The 19,923-nt window shown below is 60.7% G+C and carries 20 protein-coding genes; 16 read left to right on the plus strand and 4 right to left on the minus strand.

Features of this window, described 5'->3' with window-relative positions:
* Nucleotides 1-262 precede the first annotated feature (262 nt).
* From QD172_RS00260 to QD172_RS00320, 13 genes are all read left to right on the plus strand, one after another.
* The gene (locus QD172_RS00260) at nucleotides 263-487 is read left to right on the plus strand and encodes a zinc ribbon domain-containing protein (protein WP_136937831.1); all 225 of its coding nucleotides are present in this window, start codon (nucleotides 263-265) and stop codon (nucleotides 485-487) included.
* A 143-nt stretch (nucleotides 488-630) separates the two neighbouring features.
* Nucleotides 631-2,418 carry an aspartate--tRNA ligase gene (gene aspS / locus QD172_RS00265; protein ID WP_191236994.1) on the plus strand — a complete coding sequence of 596 codons (1,788 nt, stop codon included), beginning with the start codon at nucleotides 631-633 and terminating at the stop codon, nucleotides 2,416-2,418.
* Between the two features lie 249 nt (nucleotides 2,419-2,667).
* A complete protein-coding gene (gene ruvC / locus QD172_RS00270) occupies nucleotides 2,668-3,246 on the plus strand; it encodes a crossover junction endodeoxyribonuclease RuvC (protein ID WP_279854525.1) in 579 nt (192 codons plus the stop codon).
* Nucleotides 3,247-3,654: 408 nt separating this feature from the next.
* Nucleotides 3,655-4,269 (plus strand): Holliday junction branch migration protein RuvA, encoded by a 615-nt coding sequence (ruvA, locus tag QD172_RS00275; RefSeq protein ID WP_077376504.1) that lies wholly within the window; start codon nucleotides 3,655-3,657, stop codon nucleotides 4,267-4,269.
* Nucleotides 4,270-4,473: 204 nt separating this feature from the next.
* Complete coding sequence (ruvB, locus tag QD172_RS00280) at nucleotides 4,474-5,517, plus strand: Holliday junction branch migration DNA helicase RuvB (RefSeq protein WP_077376500.1); 1,044 nt, start codon at nucleotides 4,474-4,476, stop codon at nucleotides 5,515-5,517.
* On the plus strand, nucleotides 5,514-5,963 hold the full coding sequence (ybgC, locus tag QD172_RS00285; RefSeq protein WP_279854526.1) for a tol-pal system-associated acyl-CoA thioesterase: 450 nt from the start codon (nucleotides 5,514-5,516) through the stop codon (nucleotides 5,961-5,963). Before ruvB ends, ybgC begins: the two co-directional genes overlap by 4 nt.
* 178 nt (nucleotides 5,964-6,141) lie before the next feature.
* Nucleotides 6,142-6,819 (plus strand): protein TolQ, encoded by a 678-nt coding sequence (gene tolQ / locus QD172_RS00290; protein ID WP_077377369.1) that lies wholly within the window; start codon nucleotides 6,142-6,144, stop codon nucleotides 6,817-6,819.
* Nucleotides 6,820-6,833: 14 nt separating this feature from the next.
* Nucleotides 6,834-7,280, plus strand: a complete 447-nt coding sequence (tolR, locus tag QD172_RS00295; RefSeq protein WP_077376494.1) for a protein TolR — start codon at nucleotides 6,834-6,836, stop codon at nucleotides 7,278-7,280.
* Between the two features lie 3 nt (nucleotides 7,281-7,283).
* Nucleotides 7,284-8,480, plus strand: coding sequence for a cell envelope integrity protein TolA (gene tolA / locus QD172_RS00300; protein WP_279854527.1), 1,197 nt, complete (start codon nucleotides 7,284-7,286; stop codon nucleotides 8,478-8,480).
* The gene (gene tolB, locus QD172_RS00305) at nucleotides 8,477-9,769 is read left to right on the plus strand and encodes a Tol-Pal system beta propeller repeat protein TolB (protein ID WP_279854528.1); all 1,293 of its coding nucleotides are present in this window, start codon (nucleotides 8,477-8,479) and stop codon (nucleotides 9,767-9,769) included. Before tolA ends, tolB begins: the two co-directional genes overlap by 4 nt.
* A gap of 70 nt (nucleotides 9,770-9,839) precedes the next feature.
* Nucleotides 9,840-10,349: a peptidoglycan-associated lipoprotein Pal gene (pal, locus tag QD172_RS00310; RefSeq protein ID WP_065392600.1), complete on the plus strand. Its 510-nt coding sequence runs from the start codon at nucleotides 9,840-9,842 to the stop codon at nucleotides 10,347-10,349.
* Between the two features lie 138 nt (nucleotides 10,350-10,487).
* Nucleotides 10,488-11,258 carry a tol-pal system protein YbgF gene (gene ybgF / locus QD172_RS00315; protein ID WP_077376485.1) on the plus strand — a complete coding sequence of 257 codons (771 nt, stop codon included), beginning with the start codon at nucleotides 10,488-10,490 and terminating at the stop codon, nucleotides 11,256-11,258.
* Between the two features lie 151 nt (nucleotides 11,259-11,409).
* Entirely contained in the window at nucleotides 11,410-12,174 is a 765-nt protein-coding gene (locus QD172_RS00320) for a YciK family oxidoreductase (RefSeq protein WP_279854529.1), read from the plus strand.
* Between the two features lie 136 nt (nucleotides 12,175-12,310).
* Here the strand turns inward: QD172_RS00320 and QD172_RS00325 are convergent, their stop codons facing one another.
* Nucleotides 12,311-12,997 carry an HAD-IA family hydrolase gene (locus QD172_RS00325; protein ID WP_084208694.1) on the minus strand — a complete coding sequence of 229 codons (687 nt, stop codon included), beginning with the start codon at nucleotides 12,995-12,997 and terminating at the stop codon, nucleotides 12,311-12,313.
* Nucleotides 12,994-13,710 (minus strand): bifunctional 2-polyprenyl-6-hydroxyphenol methylase/3-demethylubiquinol 3-O-methyltransferase UbiG, encoded by a 717-nt coding sequence (ubiG, locus tag QD172_RS00330; protein ID WP_103751442.1) that lies wholly within the window; start codon nucleotides 13,708-13,710, stop codon nucleotides 12,994-12,996. The genes QD172_RS00325 and ubiG overlap by 4 nt, the downstream gene beginning before the upstream one ends.
* A gap of 271 nt (nucleotides 13,711-13,981) precedes the next feature.
* On the opposite strand from ubiG, the gene mtnA reads away from it, so the two are divergent.
* The 3 genes from mtnA (at nucleotide 13,982) to QD172_RS00345 (ending at nucleotide 17,506) form a co-directional block, all read left to right on the plus strand.
* A complete protein-coding gene (mtnA, locus tag QD172_RS00335; protein ID WP_279854530.1) occupies nucleotides 13,982-15,100 on the plus strand; it encodes an S-methyl-5-thioribose-1-phosphate isomerase in 1,119 nt (372 codons plus the stop codon).
* 231 nt (nucleotides 15,101-15,331) lie between these two features.
* Nucleotides 15,332-16,216, plus strand: coding sequence for a UTP--glucose-1-phosphate uridylyltransferase GalU (gene galU / locus QD172_RS00340; RefSeq protein ID WP_077376470.1), 885 nt, complete (start codon nucleotides 15,332-15,334; stop codon nucleotides 16,214-16,216).
* 3 nt (nucleotides 16,217-16,219) lie between these two features.
* Nucleotides 16,220-17,506, plus strand: a complete 1,287-nt coding sequence (locus QD172_RS00345) for a nucleotide sugar dehydrogenase (RefSeq protein WP_141391654.1) — start codon at nucleotides 16,220-16,222, stop codon at nucleotides 17,504-17,506.
* 103 nt (nucleotides 17,507-17,609) lie between these two features.
* On the opposite strand, the gene QD172_RS00350 is transcribed toward QD172_RS00345, so the two are convergent.
* Both QD172_RS00350 and QD172_RS00355 read right to left on the minus strand, forming a co-directional pair.
* Nucleotides 17,610-18,734: an alcohol dehydrogenase family protein gene (locus tag QD172_RS00350; RefSeq protein WP_279854531.1), complete on the minus strand. Its 1,125-nt coding sequence runs from the start codon at nucleotides 18,732-18,734 to the stop codon at nucleotides 17,610-17,612.
* Nucleotides 18,735-18,995: 261 nt separating this feature from the next.
* Nucleotides 18,996-19,580 (minus strand): Fe-Mn family superoxide dismutase, encoded by a 585-nt coding sequence (locus tag QD172_RS00355; protein WP_065392414.1) that lies wholly within the window; start codon nucleotides 19,578-19,580, stop codon nucleotides 18,996-18,998.
* Nucleotides 19,581-19,923: the final 343 nt, after the last annotated feature.

Here is a 19,923-nt window from a genome sequence, read left to right on the forward strand (position 1 = left end):
TGGCCGGGCATGACGGCGCATTGCCGGGAATCTATCGAGGTGTTGCCCCGCAAGGGGCCGAGCACGCTATAATGTGGCCCTTTCGCTTTGACTTGAAAGACGTTCAACTGGCCTTATTGTACGCGTTCCGAAGCTGTGCTTGAGATGTCACTCATATTGATGTCTCCGGCACGTCTGATGCAAGGGCGCCGCAAGGCATAACATTGTCATGGTCCGCGACTCGCATTCATGCGCTCGGGACCAGTATCGTCAGGAAAAAACCATGCCGATCTATGAATACCACTGCAAGGCCTGTGGCCATCGGATGGACAAGTTGCAGAAGATCAGCGCCGCGCCGCTGACGGAATGTCCGGAATGCAAGACGGACCAGCTGGAAAAGCTGGTATCCGCCGCCGGTTTCCGTCTGGCGGGCAGTGGCTGGTACGAAACGGATTTCAAGTCCGGCAGCAAGAAGAATCTGGCCGGAGGTGGCGATAGCTCGTCCTGATGTCTCCCGTCATCAGGCCAGCTGTCATGCCTGCCATCCATGTGCAAGGTCATGCATGAGTGGCAGGCATCTCCAGCGTCAGGCCCTCTGAGACAGACGCGCACCAGTGCGTCGATCACGAATTTGAGCAACAAGGAATCAACATGCGCAGCCACTATTGCGGCAAACTGAACGAGACCCTGATCGATCAGGATGTCACTCTGTGCGGGTGGGTGCACCGCCGTCGCGACCACGGTGGCGTCATCTTCCTCGACATGCGCGACCGTGACGGTATCGCCCAGATCGTCGTCGATCCGGACACCGTCGATGCCTTCGCCACTGCCGACAAGGCGCGCAGCGAGTACGTCCTGCGCATCAAGGGCCGTATTCGCATGCGCCCGGAAGGCACCCAGAACCCGAACATGCCGACAGGCATGATCGAAGTGCTGGCCAAGGATGTCGAAGTGCTCAACACCGCACAGACGCCGCCGTTCCAGCTGGACGACCACAACAAGGTCGGTGAGGAAGTTCGCCTCAAGTATCGTTATGTCGACCTGCGTCGTCCGGACATGATCGACAAGCTGCGCCTGCGTTCACGCATCACCCACAGCGTGCGTGCCCAGCTGGAAGCCCTGGGCTTCCTCGACATCGAAACCCCGATTCTCACGCGTGCCACGCCGGAAGGGGCACGTGACTATCTGGTGCCGAGCCGCACCTATGCCGGCAGCTTCTTCGCGCTGCCGCAGTCTCCGCAGCTGTTCAAGCAGCTGTTGATGGTCGCCGGTGTCGATCGTTACTACCAGATCGCCAAGTGCTTCCGTGACGAGGATCTGCGCGCCGATCGTCAGCCGGAATTCACCCAGATCGACCTCGAGGCCAGCTTCGTCGACGAGAAGGACATCATGGGCATGACCGAGACCATGATCCGTGGTCTCTACAAGGAAGTGCTGGATGTCGAGCTGGGCGACTTCCCGACCATGCCGTATTCCGAAGCCATGCAGCGCTTCGGTTCCGACAAGCCGGACCTGCGCATCCCGCTGGAGCTGGTCGATGTCGATGACCTGATGAGCGGTGTGGACTTCAAGGTCTTCTCCGGCCCGGCCAAGGATGACAAGGGCCGTGTCGCCGCGCTGCGTGTGCCGGGCGGTGCCAGCCTGTCACGCAAGGAAATCGACGCCTACACCAAGTTCGTCGGCATCTACGGTGCCAAGGGCCTGGCGTGGATCAAGGTCAACGAGCGTGCCAAGGGCATCGAGGGTCTGCAGTCGCCGATCGTCAAGTTCATGGAAGACGTCGTGGATGACGTGCTGGACCGCTGTGGCGCCGTCGATGGCGACATCGTGTTCTTCGGCGCCGACAAGGCCAACATCGTGGCCGAGGCCATCGGCGCGCTGCGCGTCAAGCTGGGCGAAGACCTCAACCTCTACACCCGCGAATGGGCACCGCTGTGGGTCGTCGACTTCCCGATGTTCGAAGCCGATGCCAACGGCCGCCTGAGCGCGCTGCACCACCCGTTCACCGCGCCGTCCTGCACCCCGGAAGAACTCAAGGCCGATCCGGAAGCGGCACTGTCTCGCGCCTATGACATGGTCATCAACGGCACTGAGCTGGGTGGCGGTTCCATCCGTATCCACGACCAGGCCATGCAGCGTACCGTGTTCGAAGTGCTGGGCATCGGCGAGGAGGAAGCGGAAGAGAAGTTCGGCTTCCTGCTCGACGCGCTCAAGTTCGGCGCGCCGCCCCATGGTGGTTTGGCCTTCGGTCTCGATCGTCTGGTCATGCTGATGACCGGCGCCAAGACCATTCGTGAAGTCATCGCCTTCCCGAAGACCCAGAGCGCTGGCTGCATGATGACCGACGCCCCGGGGGAAGTCAGCGGTGAGCAGCTCAAGGAGCTGAACATCCGTCTGCGTCAGAAGGTCAAGGTTGAAGAGGAAGGCGGTCAGGCCTGATCCAGGCGAATGACCCCGGGGTGATCAACCTCTCCTGACAGGCGCCATCAGCGCCCGGGAGAGGGGGAGTCCCGCGCAAGCGGGCAAGTGACCCCCGGCAAGGCGGTGTGAGACTGTTACCTGCAGATGATGCAGGCAATGACAGTGTCGCACCGCCTTTTTTGTGGCATTGTGGCTGGTTATATACACAGTAAGCACGAAAGACGACAGGGGTGGAGAGGCAATGAGTGTGAGACGTGAGGCGGTGGCATGATCATTCTTGGCATTGATCCGGGGTCACGCCTGACCGGTTACGGCGTACTGGACGTCTCGGCGGCTCAGCCCCGCTATGTGGACAGTGGTTGCATCCGCATGTCCCAGGTCAGCCTCGACCAGCGGTTGGCGCAGATCTACGCCGGTATCAGTGAAGTGATTGCCATGCATTGCCCGGCGGAGTTCGCCATCGAGCAGGTCTTCATGTCCAAGAATGCCGACTCCGCGCTCAAGCTCGGTCAGGCACGTGGGGCAGCCATCGTGTGTGCGGCGAACCACGGCCTGCCGGTATCAGAGTATGGGCCGCGACAGATCAAGCAGGCTGTCACGGGATCGGGTGCAGCAGACAAGGCGCAGGTCCAGCATATGGTGACCCATACGCTCAAGCTCTCTGCAACGCCTCAGGCGGATGCCGCGGATGCTCTGGCCATCGCGCTGACACATTGCTTTGCACGCATGCGACTGACCCCGAGCAGCGCGCAGCTGGAGGCGTTGGGCCTGGGGGCGGGTGCAGGGCGCAAGAGTACCCGCGCACGACGCAGCAGTAGCTGGCGTGACTTTGAGCCGGGCAAATGAGGTGTCTGCTGGTCACGTAGGGTCTGAAGAGTGTCTGGTCAGGGGCTGAAGAGAGTGGGGAGCAGACTCCGGCGTGTGCCGAAGACGGCCTCTACAGGCGAGAAGTGACAAGCCCGCTTGCGCCAGATACGCTATCGTTATCAATAAATTCCAATTTTTCAGTCACTTGTAGGCTTGTTTTCACGATGTCAGGCAGCATCTTGCGTTCTGCTGGCATCCGCATGCTGCCTGCATCTGGCCTCATGGCAACAAGTGACTGTCAGATTCATGCGACAAAATCGTCGTGACACTCGGACATGCCGCCTGCACGTTATCTTTGGTAGGCTTGCCCGCATCGCAACAACCCGTGCCGCCTGACACCTGATGTGATGAGCAGGCGGCACTGAAGACTCAAGGACAGCCCGAAACATGATTGGACGTCTGACCGGGCGTTTGCTCGAAAAGCAGCCGCCTCATCTGGTACTCGATGTACAGGGTGTGGGCTATGAACTTGAAGCCTCCATGAATACCTTGCTGGGTTTGCCGGCTGTCGGGGAGGACTGTCAGCTGTTCACCCATCTGGTCGTGCGTGAAGACGCCCAGTTGCTCTATGGCTTCGGCAAGGAGCCGGAGCGTCGTCTGTTCCGGGAATTGATCAAGATTTCCGGGGTCGGGCCGCGCCTGGCGCTGGCGATTCTCTCGGGAATGGAGCAGGCCGATTTCATTCGCTGCGTGCACGACGAAGACAGTCGGGCACTGACTCGCTTGCCCGGCGTCGGCAAGAAGACGGCGGACCGCCTGATCATCGAGATGCGCGACCGGCTCAAGCATTGGACGATTCCGCAGGACGATGGTCTGTCGGAAATGGCGCGCGCTTCGCAGCCACAGCCGCCGGTTACCCATCCCCTGGCCGACGCCGAAGCCGCTCTGGTCGCGCTGGGCTACAAGCCGGTCGAGGCGGCCAAGATGCTCTCGGGACTCGAGACAGGTGCCTCCACGGAAGCCCTCATCAAGGCGGCGTTGGCCCGCAAGATGGCCAGCTAGCGCACGTGTCTCGTGCCTGATAGCGTGAATGACAGAATAGGCACGATCTGATTGGATTTATTGACTAGGGAATGGCCGGCGACTGGGGTAGAAAGTGCGCGCTTGATTGCATTGGCGCAAGATCATTTCACTGCCTCGGTCAGACCACCTCTCGCCACATGATTCATGTCTGCAGCATGAGTCATCAGGAGTTGAGCAAGCATCATGATGGAGTCGGATCGACTGATCTCCGCGGCCACGCATGATCCGGAAGAACGGATCGATCGCGCCAATCGGCCGCGAACGCTGAATGAGTATATCGGTCAGCCGATCGTGCGCGAGCAGATGGAAATCTTCATCAGTGCCGCTCGCGGTCGTGGCGATAGCCTGGATCACACCCTGGTATTCGGGCCCCCGGGACTTGGCAAGACCACTCTGGCACACATCATTGCCAGTGAGATGAGCGTGGACATCAAGTCGACGTCCGGACCGGTTCTGGAGCGGGCAGGTGACCTGGCCGCCATGCTGACGAATCTCCAGGAAGGCGATGTACTGTTCATCGATGAGATCCATCGGCTGTCACCGGCGGTCGAGGAAGTGCTGTATCCCGCGATGGAGGACTATCAGCTGGATATCATGATCGGTGAGGGCCCGGCTGCCCGCTCGATCAAGCTGGAATTGCCACGATTCACTCTGGTGGGGGCGACGACCCGGGCTGGGCTGTTGACCGCGCCCCTGCGAGATCGCTTCGGCATCGTTCAGCGCCTCGAGTTCTACGATATCGAGTCGCTGACCGGTATCGTCTCGCGCAGCGCGAAGCTGTCAGGCATGGAAGTGGAGATGGATGGCGCACGCGAGATCGCACGACGCTCGCGAGGGACGCCGCGTATCGCCAATCGGCTCTTGCGGCGGGTGCGTGACTTTACCGAGGTGCGCGGCGATGGCCGTCTGACGCTGGATGTCGCGGACAAGGCGCTCAACATGCTCAATGTGGATAGCCACGGGCTGGATCATATGGATCGCCGGTTGCTGCTGTCGATGATCGAGAAGTTCGATGGCGGGCCCGTCGGAGTGGATTCGCTGGCGGCCGCCATCGGCGAGGAGCGCGATACCATCGAGGATGTGCTGGAGCCCTATCTGATTCAGCAGGGGTTCATGATGCGAACGGCGCGTGGGCGCGTGGTGACCAGTTCCGCCTATCAGCATTTCGGCATCACACCGCGTGAGACCCAGGCGCGTCTGACGCCGGGTGGGCAGGAAGACGCATGATGTCGTCTCTGCAGACATCCAGACCCGGCGAGGAAACGTTGACTGAGCAGACGAGCGATTTTCATCATGCGGTGCGGGTCTATATCGAGGATACCGATGCGGGTGGCATCGTCTATTACGTCAATTACCTGCGCTTCATGGAGCGTGCACGCAGTGAATGGCTGCGCGCACGTGGCTATTCCCAGCAGACACTTCTGGAGCGCGGTATCCAGCTTGTCGTGCACAGTGTGGCCAGTCGCTATCATCGTCCTGCGAGACTGGATGATCTGCTTCAGGTCACGGCAACGGCAGGTGAATTGCGTGGCGCGCGCCTTGTCTTTCATCAACAGGTGATGAAGGACGGGGTGATGTTGAGTGATGCCGAGGTGGTGATTGCCTGTGTCGATGCCAGCACATTGCGTCCGCGTCGATGGCCCGTGGAATTGCTGAGCGCTCTTGAGGTCTGAGTCACCGATACCAGATTGACCGAGAGTCGCCGTGGTCAAGGCGTGAACGAGTGAGACGCTGTTGCAGCCATCCTTCTGGTCGGATGTCAGGCGACGGAGTCGGACGAATGTTAAGGGTGTCGCCTCACCGGCGGCACTGACTGAACCAAGTAAAAGAGGGATTTCCGTGGAAGATTCGATGTCGATCATTTCGCTGTTCGCGAATGCCAGCCTGGTGGTGCAATCCGTCATGTTGCTGCTGTTGGCGGCTTCCATCGCCTCCTGGGTAGTGATCTTCCAGCGGGGGATGGCATTGTCACGAGCGAAACAGGCGTATACCGCCTTTGAAAAGCGTTTCTGGTCCGGAGTGGATCTCAATCACCTCTACCGTGAATTGCCCAGTGAAGAAGAGGCGACGCCGGGTGCTGCAGGCGTCTTCCGTGCAGGCTTTCGTGAGTACAGTCGTCTCAAGCCCAAGTCCAGCAATGCCGATGCGGTGATGGACGGCGTTCAGCGCAGCATGCGTGTCACGCTGTCACGCGAGGAAGAACGTCTCAATATCCATCTTCCGTTCCTTGCCACCGTCAGCTCCGTAAGCCCCTATGTGGGTCTGTTCGGGACGGTGTGGGGCATCATGGGCTCTTTCCAGGCACTGGGGACTGCACAGCAGGCCACTCTGACCACTGTCGCTCCCTGGATTGCAGAAGCGCTGGTCGCCACCGCCATGGGGCTTTTTGCCGCGATTCCGGCAGTCATCTTCTATAACCGTCTGGCCAGCCGTGCCGATCAGCTGCTGGGCCGTTATGAAGACTTCGCCGAAGAGCTTCACTCGATTCTGCATCGCAATCTGCACGGCCGTGGCAGCAACGACGCCTGAAAGGAGAGTCGAGCATGAAAGGACCTTACAGCCGGGGGCACAAGCGCAAGCTGTCCTCTGAAATCAATGTGGTGCCCTTCATCGATGTCATGCTGGTGCTGCTGGTCATCTTCATGATCACCGCGCCGATGATGACCCAGGGGGTACAGGTCGAACTGCCCAAGGTCACCTCCAAGCCCATCGACAATCCTGATGACGTGACACCGCTGATCGTCTCGCTGGATGACAGCGGCAACTACTACATCGATCTGGGCTCTGATCAGGACAAGCGGACTCCCGTCGCCCTGGATGACCTGGGCAGCAAGGTGGCCGCCATCGTGTCGGAAAAGCCCAAGACACCCGTGCTGGTCAAAGGCGCCAAGACAGCGCCATATGGTGATGTGATGGGGCTGATGAGCACTCTTCAGGGGGCGGGCGTTCCCAATGTCGGGCTGATTTCAGAACCGCCGAACGAGGGCTGATTGATGAGTCAGCCGGAAATCGAAAAGCGGGCAGGCTATGGATTACCCGTCGTGCTGGCCGTGGGTCTGCATGTGGTCATCCTGGTACTGACCTTGGTGAGCTGGCCTGAGTCCGAGCCGGATCAGAGCAGCACGACCATCGTCAACGCGACGCTGGTCAGCACCGAAACGACGACCAATCAGCCCCAGCAGGCCAAGGCCAGCAAGGCGCGGGATGCCGCCGAAGAGGCCGATGAGCGTCAGAGCGCCAAGGAGGAGGCCTCCCGGGAAGCGGAGCGCGCTGCAGAACAGCAGAAGAGTGCTGCGCGCGAGAAAGCCGCGCAGCTCAAGGCAGAGCAGGCCAAGGCTGCCGAGCAGGAGAAGGCGGCACAGGCCAAGGCGGCTGAGCAGTTGAAGGCGGAACAGAAAGCGGCTGCCGAGGCGGCAGACAAGGCCAAGGCAGATGCAGCGCGTCGGGCGGAAGAAGCCAAGGCGATTGCGCTTGAGCGCAAGAAGGCTGAAGCTGAAAAACAGGCCAAGGCAGACGCCTTGAAGAAGGCGGAAGCCGAAAAGGCGGCCAAGGCCAAGGCGGAAGCGGAGAAGGCTGCCAAGGAAAAGGCAGCCGAGGAAGCGCGCAAGAAAGCCGAGGCGGAAAAAGCCGCGAAGGCCAAGGCAGAGGCTGAAAAGGCGGCCAAGGCCAAGGCGCAGGCTGAAAAGGAAAAGGCAGCCAAGGCAGCCGCCGAGAAAGCGGCGAAGGAAAAGGCGGCCAAGGAAAAGGCAGCGGAAGAGGCTCGCAAGAAGGCAGCCGCGGAGGCCGCGCGCCAGAAAGCGCTTGCCGAGAAGGCAGCACAGGCATCAGCCGGGTCACTGGATAGTCTGATCGACAGCGAAAGTGACGCCATCAGTGGCGCCAAGCAGGCCGCACAGGCGGCCAATGGCTTTGAGAGTCTGCTCAAGAAGTATGTCGGGCAGAACTGGAACCGGCCCTCGGGTGCGACTTCCGGTATGGTCGTGATCCTGCGCGTCTCATTGCTTCCGACGGGTGAGCTGGTATCGGCGGCAGTGAGCAAGAGCAGTGGCAATGCCGCTTTCGATCGCTCGGCGATCCAGGCGCTTCAGAAGGCGGCACCGTTTACCGAGATGCAGGACTTGCCGGCTTCAGCCAAGAGCCAGTTCCGTAACTTCAATCTTAAGTTCAATCCAGAGGACCTGGGCCGATGAGACGATTGACTACATGGATGGTGGCAGCCGCCATGCTGGTCGTGACCAGCATGGCGCGAGCGGACCTGACCATCGAGATCACCAAGGGCAATGACAGCGCGACGCCGATCGCCGTGGTGCCGTTCGAGAACCTGACGGGGGGAAGTCTCCCTCAGGATCTGGCCCGTATCATCTCGGATGATCTGGCGCGCAGCGGCCAATTCGAGCCGATCAAGCGTGACAACCTGATCGCGCTGCCGGGGACTACCCAGGATGTCTTCGTCAATGACTGGAAGCGTCTCGGCGCCAGCTATCTGGTGGTCGGGCAGGTCAAGAATGCGAGCAGCGGTGGCTACAGCATTCAATACGAGCTGATGGATGTGCTCGGGAACAAGCGCATGCTGGGAGAAGTCATCACGGGCAGTGATGGCCAGTTGCGTTCGCGCGCCCATTACATGAGTGATGAAATATTTGAGGAAATCACTGGAATTCGCGGTGCTTTCTCGACAAAAATCGCCTACATTACCGCCAATGGCGTGGGTGACAACATTCGTTTCGCACTGTATGTTGCCGACTCGGATGGCCATGGTAGTCAGGAGATTCTTGCATCCGATGAACCGATCATGTCTCCTGCATGGTCGCCGGATGGAAAGAAACTGGCGTACGTGAGTTTCGAATCAGAACGGCCTGCGATTTATGTTCAGGAGCTGGGAAGTGGTCGTCGTGCCAAACTGACCGGTTTCCGTGGCATCAATGGTGCTCCGGCCTGGTCTCCGGATGGCCGCAAGTTGGCGATGGCATTGTCAAAGGATGGTCAGCCCGAGATTTATGTGATGGATATCGCGTCACGCAAATTCCAACGTCTGACCAACAATCCTGCGATCGATACCGAGCCGGACTGGCTGCCGGATGGCAGTGGCATGGTCTTCACGTCTGATCGTGCCGGCTCGCCGCAGATCTATCGTCTTGATCTTTCCGGTGGTACTGAACGCGTGACGTTTACCGGAAACTACAATTCCCGTGGGCGTGTGTCGCCCGATGGGGAAACCCTGTTCATGATCAATCGCTCGGGCAATGGTTATCAGGTTGCCAAGCAGGATCTGAAGAGTGGTCGAGTGACATCCCTCACGGATACTCAGTGGGATGAATCTCCAAGTGTTGCACCGAATGGCACTATGGTGATATATGCCACTCAGCAAGGAACCCGTGGGGTCCTGGGCGAGGTCTCGGCAGACGGAAGAGCACAATTTTCCCTGCCGTCACCACAAGGCGAAGTGCGTGAACCTGCGTGGTCGCCGTTCCTGAACTAAACCACTAGAATGCATCCGAGTCACAAAGAAAGGCTTGGCATTCGTTTTCATTAGAGCAAGGAGTTTTACAATGCAGTTCACCCCGTATGCAAAAGGTCTGTTGGTTGCCCTGTCCCTGAGCGTCATGGCCGGTTGTTCCAGCAGCGGTGGCGCCCAGGACGGCGACATGGATTCAGCCAACAGCGGTGCCAACACTGCCGGCATGAACTCTGGTGCCAACACCAACGGCAACCAGATGAGCAACGCTTCCATGCCTGACGTGCGTACCATCTACTTCGCATTCGACAAGGACACCATCCGTCCTGAATTCGAAAGCGTCCTGATGGGCCACGCCCAGTACCTGAAGGCCAACACCAGCGCCAACGTCGTTCTGGAAGGCCACGCTGATGAGCGCGGTACTCGTGAATACAACCTGGGTCTGGGCGAGCGTCGTGCCAAGTCTGTCGCACGCTTCCTGACTGTTCAGGGTGTGTCTCCGTCCCAGATCGAGATCGTCTCCTACGGTGAAGAGCGTCCGGCCGTTCAAGGTCACGGCGAATCTTCCTATGCCAAGAACCGTCGTGTGGTCTTCGACTACTGAGTTCGGCAATCTCTCTGAGGTCCCTGCGGGATAACAGAGACGCTTGAAACTTGTGTTGAGCAGGCCTGAGTCCCAAGGGCAACCTTGAGGCTCGGGCCTTCTCGCACGGCAACATGATGATTCGGCGGAGCCGACAGCATGAAAGACAGCCTGAAATGGTTGTGCGGTGTGGGAGCCCTGGCGCTTCCGTTGTCAGTTGCAGCCGCACCCGCAGTGGAAGACCTTACCGTACAGTCCAACTCGCTTTATCAGCAGGCCAACACTCGCTTGAGTGGTGGCGGCACCCTGACCCTTCTCAACCAGCTTGATGAGCAGGCCCAGGAAATTGCGCGGCTGCGCGGGCGTGTCGATGAACTGGAATATCAGTTCAAGCGACTCACCGAGATGTCGCAGCAACGGTACCTGGACCTGGAGCAACGTGTTTCGGGAACAAGTCCAGCCGGTGAGAACGGTCAGGAGGTCGATGCGCAGACCGCAGCCGCGGTCAGTGGTGGTGCGGGCAGCAATGCCAGCAGCGCCAATGCCTCCAGTGGAGGAGATGCCCAGAAGGATTACGAGAACGCCTTTGCCAAGGTGCAGTCGCGTGATTTCGACGGAGCGATCGATGCCTTTGAATCCTTCGTGGTGGATCACGGGGATTCCAATCTCGCGGCCAATGCCCATTATTGGTTGGGGGAATTGTATTCCGCGAAGAATCAACTGGATGCTTCTGCCCAGGCCTTTGATACTGTCATCAGTGAGTTCTCGCAATCCAGCAAGGTGCCGGATGCGATGTACAAGCTGGGACTGGTCAAGGCGCGGCAGGGCAAGGCGCAGGAAAGTCGCAAGTTGCTCGAGGAACTGGTTCGCCAGTACCCCGACAGCAAGGCCGGCGGAATGGCCAAGGATTTCCTCGCCTCTGGCGCATGACGCCAGATGATGATGACAAAGCCCGCACTTGTTGACTGACAAGGCGGGCTTTGTGCGTTCTGACATGCGCCCGCATGTCATCGATACACCTCAGGCCTTGCCCTTCGGGTCAGCCTCTCGGCAAGGCCAGCGTTCAGGACGGGATATCCTCATGGCGGAATGCAAGATCGATTATCAGGCACCAGCGGATCTGCTGAAAGGGCGAATCATTCTCGTGACTGGTGCAGGCTCGGGCATCGGTCGTGAAGCAGCCATTGACTATGCCAGGCATGGCGCGACCGTCATCTTGCTGGGGCGCACCATTGCCAAGCTCGAGGAAGTCTATGACGAGATCGAAGCATTGGGGGCTCCTCAGCCAGCGATCTACCCGCTGAACTTCGAAGGGGCCACGCTCAAGGATTACCAGCAGATGGCGGAAACGCTCGACAAGGAATTCGGGCGACTCGATGGGGTGCTGCACAATGCCAGTCTGCTGGGCAAGATCACCCCGTTCGAGCAGTATGATCCGGCGTTGTGGGAGCAGGTCATGCAGGTCAACATCAATGGGCCTATCTGGATGTTGCAGGCGCTGCTGCCACTGCTGAAAGCGTCTCGGGATGCGTCCGTGGTGCTGACGAGTTCCAGCGTCGGCCGCAAGGGGCGTGCTTTCTGGGGGGCCTACAGTGTCTCGAAGTTCGCCACCGAAGGCTTTTCACAGCTCTTGGCACAGGAACTCGAGAATACCAGTCAGGTCCGCGTGAATACCCTCAATCCCGGTGGGACTCGAACGTCGATGCGCAAGTCGGCCTTCCCGGCGGAAGACCCGGATACCCTGCGTACGCCAGCCGACATCATGCCAAGCTACCTGTGGCTGATCGGCCCGGAGAGTCGTGGCCGCACCGGCGAGATGTTCGATGCCCAGCCGCCCAAGACGTGAGATGTCCGAGCGGGTAACAGCGACGAGCGCTTGATGGTGAGAAGTTGTCACTGACAGGATTGCCTGCAATGAAAACGCCGACGGCCATGGCCTTCGGCGTTTTCATTGGCAGGGCGTCAGGGTGTCGCGCGCCGCGTCAGCGCAGTTCCGCTGCGCGCAGAGCGGCATTGATGACTTCTTCCGAGGTGTCGAACCACACATCGGCAGGCCAGGCGTCCACATCATCCCCGTCGCGGACGTAGCCATAGCGCACGGCGACCGCCAGCATGCCCGCCGCGCGCGCCGCCTGCATGTCGCGATCATGATCCCCGAGATACCAGCATCGTGACGGTTCGACGCCGAGGAGGCGCGCCGCCTCCCACAATGGCTCAGGATGGGGCTTCTTGACGGGCAGGTCATCGGCGCACAGCAGACAGCCCGGAGTGAGCGCCAGGGACTCGATCAGCGGCTCGGCGAACTGACGCGGCTTGTTGGTCACGATCCCCCAGGGCAGGCCGTTGCGCTGACAGATCTCGATCAAGGCGTCATAGCCCGGGAACAGCTCGCTGTGGGCCGCGACATCACGGGCATAGAAGTCCAGCAGGCGTGTACGCTCCTCGGCATGCGAGGGATGATCGATGTCGTGACCCAGCGCCAGCCTCACCAGGGCGCTTCCGCCATGCGAGACCTCGGCGCGAATCACCTCATAGCTCAATTCGGGCAAGGCATGATGGCTACGCAGCTCGTTGGTCGCACGCGCCAGGTCCGGCGCAGTGTCCACCAGGGTGCCATCGAGATCGAAGATCAGCGCAGCGGGACGGGGCAGTGCGGCCGGCAGACTCATGCGAGTTCGTCTTCCGTCGGGCGGCGCGTATGCATCAGATAGTTGACGCTGAGGTCGGCGGTGTTGAGGCGATATTTCCGGGTCAGCGGGTTGTAGGTCATGCCGGTGGAACCCTCCATCTTGAGGCCCGCTTCACGCGTCCAGCGGCCAAGCTCAGCCGGGCGGATGAACTTGCGGTACTCATGCGTGCCGCGTGGCAGCATCTGCAGCAGGTATTCGGCACCGATGATCGCGAAGGCGTACGCCTTGGGATTGCGGTTGATGGTCGAGAAGAACACCTTGCCTCCCGGCTTGACCAGTCGCGCGCAGGCGTTGATCACCGAGGAAGGGTCAGGAACATGCTCGAGCATCTCGAGACAGGTCACGACATCGAATTGTCCCGCCATTTCCTCGGCGGCAGCTTCCGCGGTGGTCTGGCGATAATCGACTTCCACGCCGGATTCCAGCTGATGCAGGCGTGCCACTGACAGCGGGGCTTCACCCATGTCGATCCCGGTCACGGTGGCGCCACGGTGAGCCATGGCCTCGGACAGGATGCCGCCGCCACAGCCGACATCAATGACTCGCTTGCCCGCGAGTCCGGCATGGGTGTCGATGTAATCGACGCGCAGCGGGTTGATGTCGTGGAGTGGCTTGAACTCGCTGTCGCGGTCCCACCAGCGGCTGGCGAGCGCGGAGAATTTGGCGATTTCGCTGGCATCGACGTTGCCCAGATGATCCGGGGCAGTGGAATCTTGCTTGGCGTCGCTATGGCTCATGATCGGATCCTTACCGTTACGGAAGTGCATCGCAAGCATGCACGCCCCTGTACAGACGCGTCACCCTCGGGCACGATTCCTCCATTCTAATCCGCCTGTCGTCGCGGGTCAGCGGTAACTGCAAAAAACTCGTCATGACGGGAACTTGCAGATGGCCTCAGCCATTATCGCGCCGCGGTGTACTCCAGTGCGTACCCCTTTGTCCGTGAGCCTACAGGGAAGTGTCATGAGCCTGATTCCAATTCGCTGGCTGACCCAGTCAGACAATGCCACCGGTAGCGACGAAGATGCCTTGCCGCGACTGGCACTGCTGGATCAACGTCTGCTGCCGGGCGAGACCCGAGAGATCGAACTGCGGGATGCAGACGGCGTGGCTCGCGCCATTGCCGACATGGTAGTGCGTGGTGCACCGGCCATCGGCATCGCGGCCGCCTATGGTGTGGCACTGGAGGCGGTTCGCGCCGCACATGAGGGCGGTGCCTGGGGGGCGCGTCTGGAAGCGGCCTGCGAGGTTCTGGCGGCTTCTCGGCCGACGGCGGTCAATCTGTTCTGGGCGCTGGATCGCATGCGTACGGCGATCGCTGCGCACGCCACGCGTGAGCTTGCTCCCCACGAGGCACTGTTGCGGGAAGCCGTGCGCATTCATGAGCAGGATCTCGAGGACAATCTGCGCATGGCGGAATTCGGTGCGCAGGTGATTGCCGCGTCCCTGCCGGCCGACACCCCCCACTGTGAGGTGATGACGCACTGCAATACCGGTGCGCTGGCGACTGGGGGGCACGGTACCGCCCTGGGCGTGATTCGCACGGCGTACGCTCAGGGGCTGATCAGCCGCGTCCATGTCAATGAGACGCGCCCCTGGTGGCAGGGGGCTCGACTGACCGCCTGGGAACTGGTGCAGGAAAAGATTCCCGCCCGACTGGCCGTGGAGGGGGCCGCCTCGCTGATCATGCAATCCAGGGACGGCGATGACGATGTGCGCTGGTTGATCGTCGGTGCGGACCGCATCGCGGCCAATGGCGACACGGCCAACAAGATCGGCACCTTCTCCCTGGCGGTCCAGGCGCGTGCCCATGGCGTCAAGGTGATGGTGGTGGCGCCCCTTGCCACCTTCGATGCCAGTCTGGACAGTGGGGCCGCCATCCCCATCGAGACTCGCGATGCCGATGAACTGCGTCAGGCAGGAAATCGCAGGATCGCTCCCGATGAGATCGAGGTCTTCAATCCGGTCTTCGATGTCACACCGCATGAGTATATTGATGCCATCGTCACCGAGCATGGTGTGGTAGAGTCGCCCGATAGCGACAGTGTGGGCGCCCTGTTGGGGCGCGCCCAGCGTCGCTGAGAAGGCACCCTGTCCGCGGAGCGAAGGCTTCGCGTGGACTGGCCCGTCATGGACGTCTCAGACAGCCGATCTGATGGGCCAGTGTGGAAAATCTGCGGTCAATTCGCACTTTTTTGCCAAACTGGCATAATCCCTGCCTAGATTTCAGGACGGTCGCCATCTCGTCCGGGCGGCAGTAACTCGGTAGAGTCGTCACGATCTGCCACGACATAGACACAAGGAAGACGCTTCATGATACGCAAGGCTGTATTGCCTGTTGCAGGTCTCGGAACTCGTTGCCTGCCGGCCTCCAAGGCCATCCCCAAGGAAATGATCACCATCGTCGACAAGCCGGTGATCCAGTATGTGGTGGAAGAAGCGGTTGCGGCGGGTATCAAGGAAATCGTCCTGGTCACCCATTCCAGCAAGAATGCCATCGAGAACCACTTCGACAAGCACTTCGAGCTCGAGACGACTCTGGAAGCCAAGGGCAAGTTCGAGCTGCTCGAGGAACTTCGTCACATCATTCCGGATGACGTCAAGATCATCAGCGTGCGTCAGCCGGAACCGCTGGGGCTGGGCCATGCGGTGCTGTGTGCCAAGCCCATCGTCGGAGACGAGCCTTTCCTGGTGATGTTGCCGGACGTGCTGGTCGACGGCGAAGGTCTCGAGAAGAATGACCTGGCGCGGATGATGGAGGCCTATGAAGCCACCAATGCCGCCCAGATCATGGTCGAGAACGTGCCCCAGGAGATGGCCTACAAGTACGGTATCGTCGCCATCGATGGCGAGACGCCGGAAGCAGGCAAGTCCGCGATGATCAGCGGGATGGTCGAGAAGCCGGCACCGGGCACCGAACCCTCCACTCTGGCGGTGATCGGCCGTTACCTGCTGCCGGGTCGCATCTTCGAGTTGCTCGAGAATACCCCGCCGGGTGCCGGTGGCGAGATCCAGCTGACCGATGCCATCGATACCCTGCGCGATGACAAGGCGGTCGCCGCCTATCGCATGGCCGGTGATACCTATGACTGCGGCCATCAGCTGGGCTATCTGGAAGCCACCATTTCCTTCGCCAAGCGTCACCCGAAATTCGGGGAAGGCTTCCGCGAGCTGATGACCCGCTATCAGGAGAAATGAGCCATGCAGGTGCTGGTGCACGGAAGCGAACTGGCGGCTGCCACGGCCAGTGCCGCCTTGGCGAGTGTCGGCCACAATGTCTGGTGGTGGCCGCATGAAGACATGGACTGGGAGTCACTGGACCGGGTCGACTGGCTGAACAGTGAGCCGGGCCTGCGAGAGCGGCTGGACCGCCACGTCGAACGTGGCGATCTGACGCTGGTGAAGGGGCTTGGTTCACTGCGTCGCATCGATGTGCACTGGGTGGCCGTCTCGCCGGATCAACGTGAGGGTGCTCTGGCGCGTATCGAGCAGGTCGTCGCGACACTCGCGGAGCCGACGGTGCTGGTCAACAATTCGACCTTCCCTGTCGGGACCACCGAGCGTTTCGAGGCGCTGCTGTCGCGGGATGATCAATATGCGGTGGCCTTGCCGGACATGCTGGAAGAGGGGCGCTCACTGGCGACCTTCGAGCGCCCCGCGCGCTGGTTGCTGGGCAGCGAGTCCGAGGTAGCGACACGTCGCGTCCAGGAGCTTCTGCGCGCCTTCAATCGTCGGGAAGATGTCTTCCAGATCATGCCGCGCCGCGCCGCCGAGCTGACCAAGCTGGCCATCAATGGCATGTTGGCGACCCGGATCAGTTACATGAACGAAGTCGCCGGGCTTGCGGATTCCCTCGAGGTGGACGTCGAGTACGTGCGCCAGGGCATGGGCGCCGACCCGCGCATCGGCTTCGGCTATCTGTATCCGGGCTGTGGCTTCGGTGGTCCCAACTTCTCGCGCGACCTGATGCGTCTGGCCGATGTCCAGCATGAGACCGGACGTGAATCGCTGCTGCTCGAGCATGTTCTCGACATCAACGAGGCCAAGAAGGAGACGCTGTTCCGCAAGCTGTGGCAGCACTTCGATGGCGAGCTGCGCGGTCGCACCATCGCCATCTGGGGGGCGGCGTTCAAACCGGGCACGGCGCGTATCGACCATGCGCCGGTGTTGACGCTGCTAGAGGCGTTGTGGGCTCAGGGCGTGCGCGTTCGTGTGCATGATCCGGCGGCGCTGTCCGCGTTGGGCGAGGCCTGTGGCGCACACCCCTTGCTGGAGCTGGTCGATGGCAACATGTACGACGCCCTCGAAGGGGCGGACGCCCTGATGCTGGTCACCGAATGGAAGTGCTACTGGAATCCGGACTGGCAGCGTCTCAAGCGTGAGCTGGGCGCGAAGCTGGTGCTGGACGGTCGCAATATCTATGACCCCAGCTACGTGGCCAGCCAGGGGCTGACCTACCGAGGCATCGGGCGTCGCGCGACGCCGTGACACCGTCTCGGCACCTGACGAATGTGCATGACATTCGCCTGGCATGAAAAAGGCCCCATCCGGCAACGGATGGGGCCTTTTCCTTGGTCACTCCTGTGGCTCATCAGGCCCAGGGCTCAAGCACGAACTTGCCGACATGGGTCTTCTCGAGGAAGGCCTTCTGGGCCTTGGCGATATCCTTCAGCGGGAAGCTCGCCGCGATCAAGGGGCGAATCTCCCCGCGCTCCACGTAGCGCACGAGATTGGGGAAGGTCGCCTTGCACCAGGCGGTGGTGCCCAGCAGGCGGAGATTCTTGAGGTACAGATCACGCAGGTCCAGGGTGACCATGGGCCCGGCGATGGCGCCGGTGGTCACCAGCCGGCCTCCACGTGACAACAGCTTGAGCATCACCGGGAAGGCATCGCCGGCGACATTGTCGACCACCAGATCGACGGATTCCTGCCCGAGTTCGGCGACCAGGTCCGCATGGCGATCAAACAGTCTGTCGACCCCCAGCGTGCGCAGGGCCTCATGCTTGGAAGCGCCTGCCACTGCATAGACGATGGCGCCACGTCGCTTGGCCAGTTGCAGGGTGGCGGAGCCGACGCCGCCTGACGCGCCGGTGACCAGTACACGTTCGCCGGACGTGAGCTCGGCCTGTTCTAGCATGTTCTCCGCTGTGCCATAGGCGCAGGGCAGTGAGCCCAGTTCCACGTCGCTCCAGTCACATTCGACCGGGAAGACGTCACTGGCCCGGATACTGACGAATTGCGCGAAGGCGCCATCGAAGTCAGAGCCCATCCATTCGTTTTCCAATGACTCCCAGCCTGCACTGCGCATGCAGGCCCGCACCAGTACGCGCTTGCCGAGCAGCGCTGTGTCGGCACCTTCGCCGAGCGCGACCACTTCACCACAGCAGTCGGTTCCCTGGATCAGGGGGAAGGGCGTCTCGCCTTTCCAGCCATCTTCAGGCGGGACCGGCTTGTCGATTGTCGTCTCGCCAGGCGAGGTGTCGTGCTGGCTGCTGGCCTGGTTCGTGGCCGTGGTGATGCTGGAGGAATACCAGCCAAGGCGCGTATTGATCTCGGTATTGTTCATGCCAGCCGCCAGTACCTTGATCAGCACTTCCCCCTTGTCTGGCACAGGGACAGGCCGTTCTTGCGCCTCGAGGCGTTCATAGCCGCCGTGGCCGGTGGTCACGATGGCGAGCATGGTGTCGGGTAACGAGGAGGTGGTATCGGATGGCATGACGTTCTCTCTGGGGATGACGGAAGAGTAGAGTGAATGTTCTACCTTGCAGGCTAGCAAATGGCGAGGCGGCATGTCATCTGCAAGCGCGCTTCGTAAAGGATCATCAGGCGATAGGGGAGCCAGAAACCAAAAGACCCCGCCGATTGGCGGGGTCTTTCCTTGCACCATCCTCTCACTCGAACGTCACTGTCAGGTCATATCATCCATGACGTCTGATGTGAGAGTGAAGTGAAGGTGCCATCACTCATGCCGGGTGTCTCAGGCTGCGAAGTTCTGTGCAGCGAAGTCCCAGTTGATGATGTTCCAGATGCTTTCCAGATACTTCGGACGCGCGTTGCGGTAGTCGACGTAGTAGGCGTGTTCCCAGACGTCGACGGTCAGCAGCGGGGTCTGGCCTGCCTTGGCGATCGGGGTGTCTGCGTCGTCAGTGTTGACGATTTCCAGCTCGCCCTGAGCGTTCTTGACCAGCCAGGTCCAACCGGAACCGAAGTTGCCGGCAGCGGAAGTGTTGAAGGCTTCCTTGAAGTCAGCGACGGAGCCCCACTTGGCCACGATGGCATCTGCCAGCGGGCCTGTCGGCTCGCCACCACCGTTCGGAGACAGGCAGTGCCAGTAGAAGGTGTGGTTCCACACCTGAGCTGCCTGGTTGAACAGGCCGCCCTGAGCGCTCTGGATGATGTCTTCCAGAGACTTCTCTGCGTCCGCAGTGCCTTCGACCATGCTGTTGAGCTTGGTGACGTAGGCCTGGTGATGCTTGCCGTAATGGTACTCAAGGGTCTCGGCGGAGATGGTCGGCTCGAGTGCGTTCTTTTCGTACGGCAGTGCCGGGAGTTCAAATGCCATGGGGGATAAGCTCCTTTTCCTCACCAATAGAATCTTGCTCTGACTTCGTTGGGGCAGGCATGAAGGCTTTCAAGCCTCCTTCAGTGTTCTCTTCGACGTCAGGCGACGAGGAGACAATCGCCAGGGATCCATTCAGCCAGCACATGATGGAAAATGTGCAATTAGCGTGAAAAACCTTGTGAATCCAGATAGCTACGAAGCCAGAGGCTGCGAGAGTCGCAGTGCTTTGCACTATAGCACTCGTGTTCCTGCAGGCCAACGCCGCCGGGACCTGCTGGCGGGAAAGCACCGAAGGATGTCGGTGAGCGATGTCAGGCATCCCGGGCGACGTCGCCGTCTGGCG

The sequence above is a fragment of the Cobetia sp. 10Alg 146 genome (assembly GCF_029846385.1).
Lineage (GTDB): Bacteria > Pseudomonadota > Gammaproteobacteria > Pseudomonadales > Halomonadaceae > Cobetia > Cobetia marina.

Bases quoted from the DNA above. Each gene is read 5' to 3' on its own strand.
- QD172_RS00260 (WP_136937831.1), top strand. From the start codon at position 263: ATGCCGATCTATGAATACCACTGCAAGGCCTGTGGCCATCGGATGGAC.
- aspS (WP_191236994.1), top strand. From the start codon at position 631: ATGCGCAGCCACTATTGCGGCAAACTGAACGAGACCCTGATCGATCAG.
- ruvC (WP_279854525.1), top strand. From the start codon at position 2,668: ATGATCATTCTTGGCATTGATCCGGGGTCACGCCTGACCGGTTACGGC.
- ruvA (WP_077376504.1), top strand. From the start codon at position 3,655: ATGATTGGACGTCTGACCGGGCGTTTGCTCGAAAAGCAGCCGCCTCAT.
- ruvB (WP_077376500.1), top strand. From the start codon at position 4,474: ATGATGGAGTCGGATCGACTGATCTCCGCGGCCACGCATGATCCGGAA.
- ybgC (WP_279854526.1), top strand. From the start codon at position 5,514: ATGATGTCGTCTCTGCAGACATCCAGACCCGGCGAGGAAACGTTGACT.
- tolQ (WP_077377369.1), top strand. From the start codon at position 6,142: ATGTCGATCATTTCGCTGTTCGCGAATGCCAGCCTGGTGGTGCAATCC.
- tolR (WP_077376494.1), top strand. From the start codon at position 6,834: ATGAAAGGACCTTACAGCCGGGGGCACAAGCGCAAGCTGTCCTCTGAA.
- tolA (WP_279854527.1), top strand. From the start codon at position 7,284: ATGAGTCAGCCGGAAATCGAAAAGCGGGCAGGCTATGGATTACCCGTC.
- tolB (WP_279854528.1), top strand. From the start codon at position 8,477: ATGAGACGATTGACTACATGGATGGTGGCAGCCGCCATGCTGGTCGTG.
- pal (WP_065392600.1), top strand. From the start codon at position 9,840: ATGCAGTTCACCCCGTATGCAAAAGGTCTGTTGGTTGCCCTGTCCCTG.
- ybgF (WP_077376485.1), top strand. From the start codon at position 10,488: ATGAAAGACAGCCTGAAATGGTTGTGCGGTGTGGGAGCCCTGGCGCTT.
- QD172_RS00320 (WP_279854529.1), top strand. From the start codon at position 11,410: ATGGCGGAATGCAAGATCGATTATCAGGCACCAGCGGATCTGCTGAAA.
- QD172_RS00325 (WP_084208694.1), bottom strand. From the start codon at position 12,997: ATGAGTCTGCCGGCCGCACTGCCCCGTCCCGCTGCGCTGATCTTCGAT.
- mtnA (WP_279854530.1), top strand. From the start codon at position 13,982: ATGAGCCTGATTCCAATTCGCTGGCTGACCCAGTCAGACAATGCCACC.
- galU (WP_077376470.1), top strand. From the start codon at position 15,332: ATGATACGCAAGGCTGTATTGCCTGTTGCAGGTCTCGGAACTCGTTGC.
- QD172_RS00345 (WP_141391654.1), top strand. From the start codon at position 16,220: ATGCAGGTGCTGGTGCACGGAAGCGAACTGGCGGCTGCCACGGCCAGT.
- QD172_RS00350 (WP_279854531.1), bottom strand. From the start codon at position 18,734: ATGCCATCCGATACCACCTCCTCGTTACCCGACACCATGCTCGCCATC.
- QD172_RS00355 (WP_065392414.1), bottom strand. From the start codon at position 19,580: ATGGCATTTGAACTCCCGGCACTGCCGTACGAAAAGAACGCACTCGAG.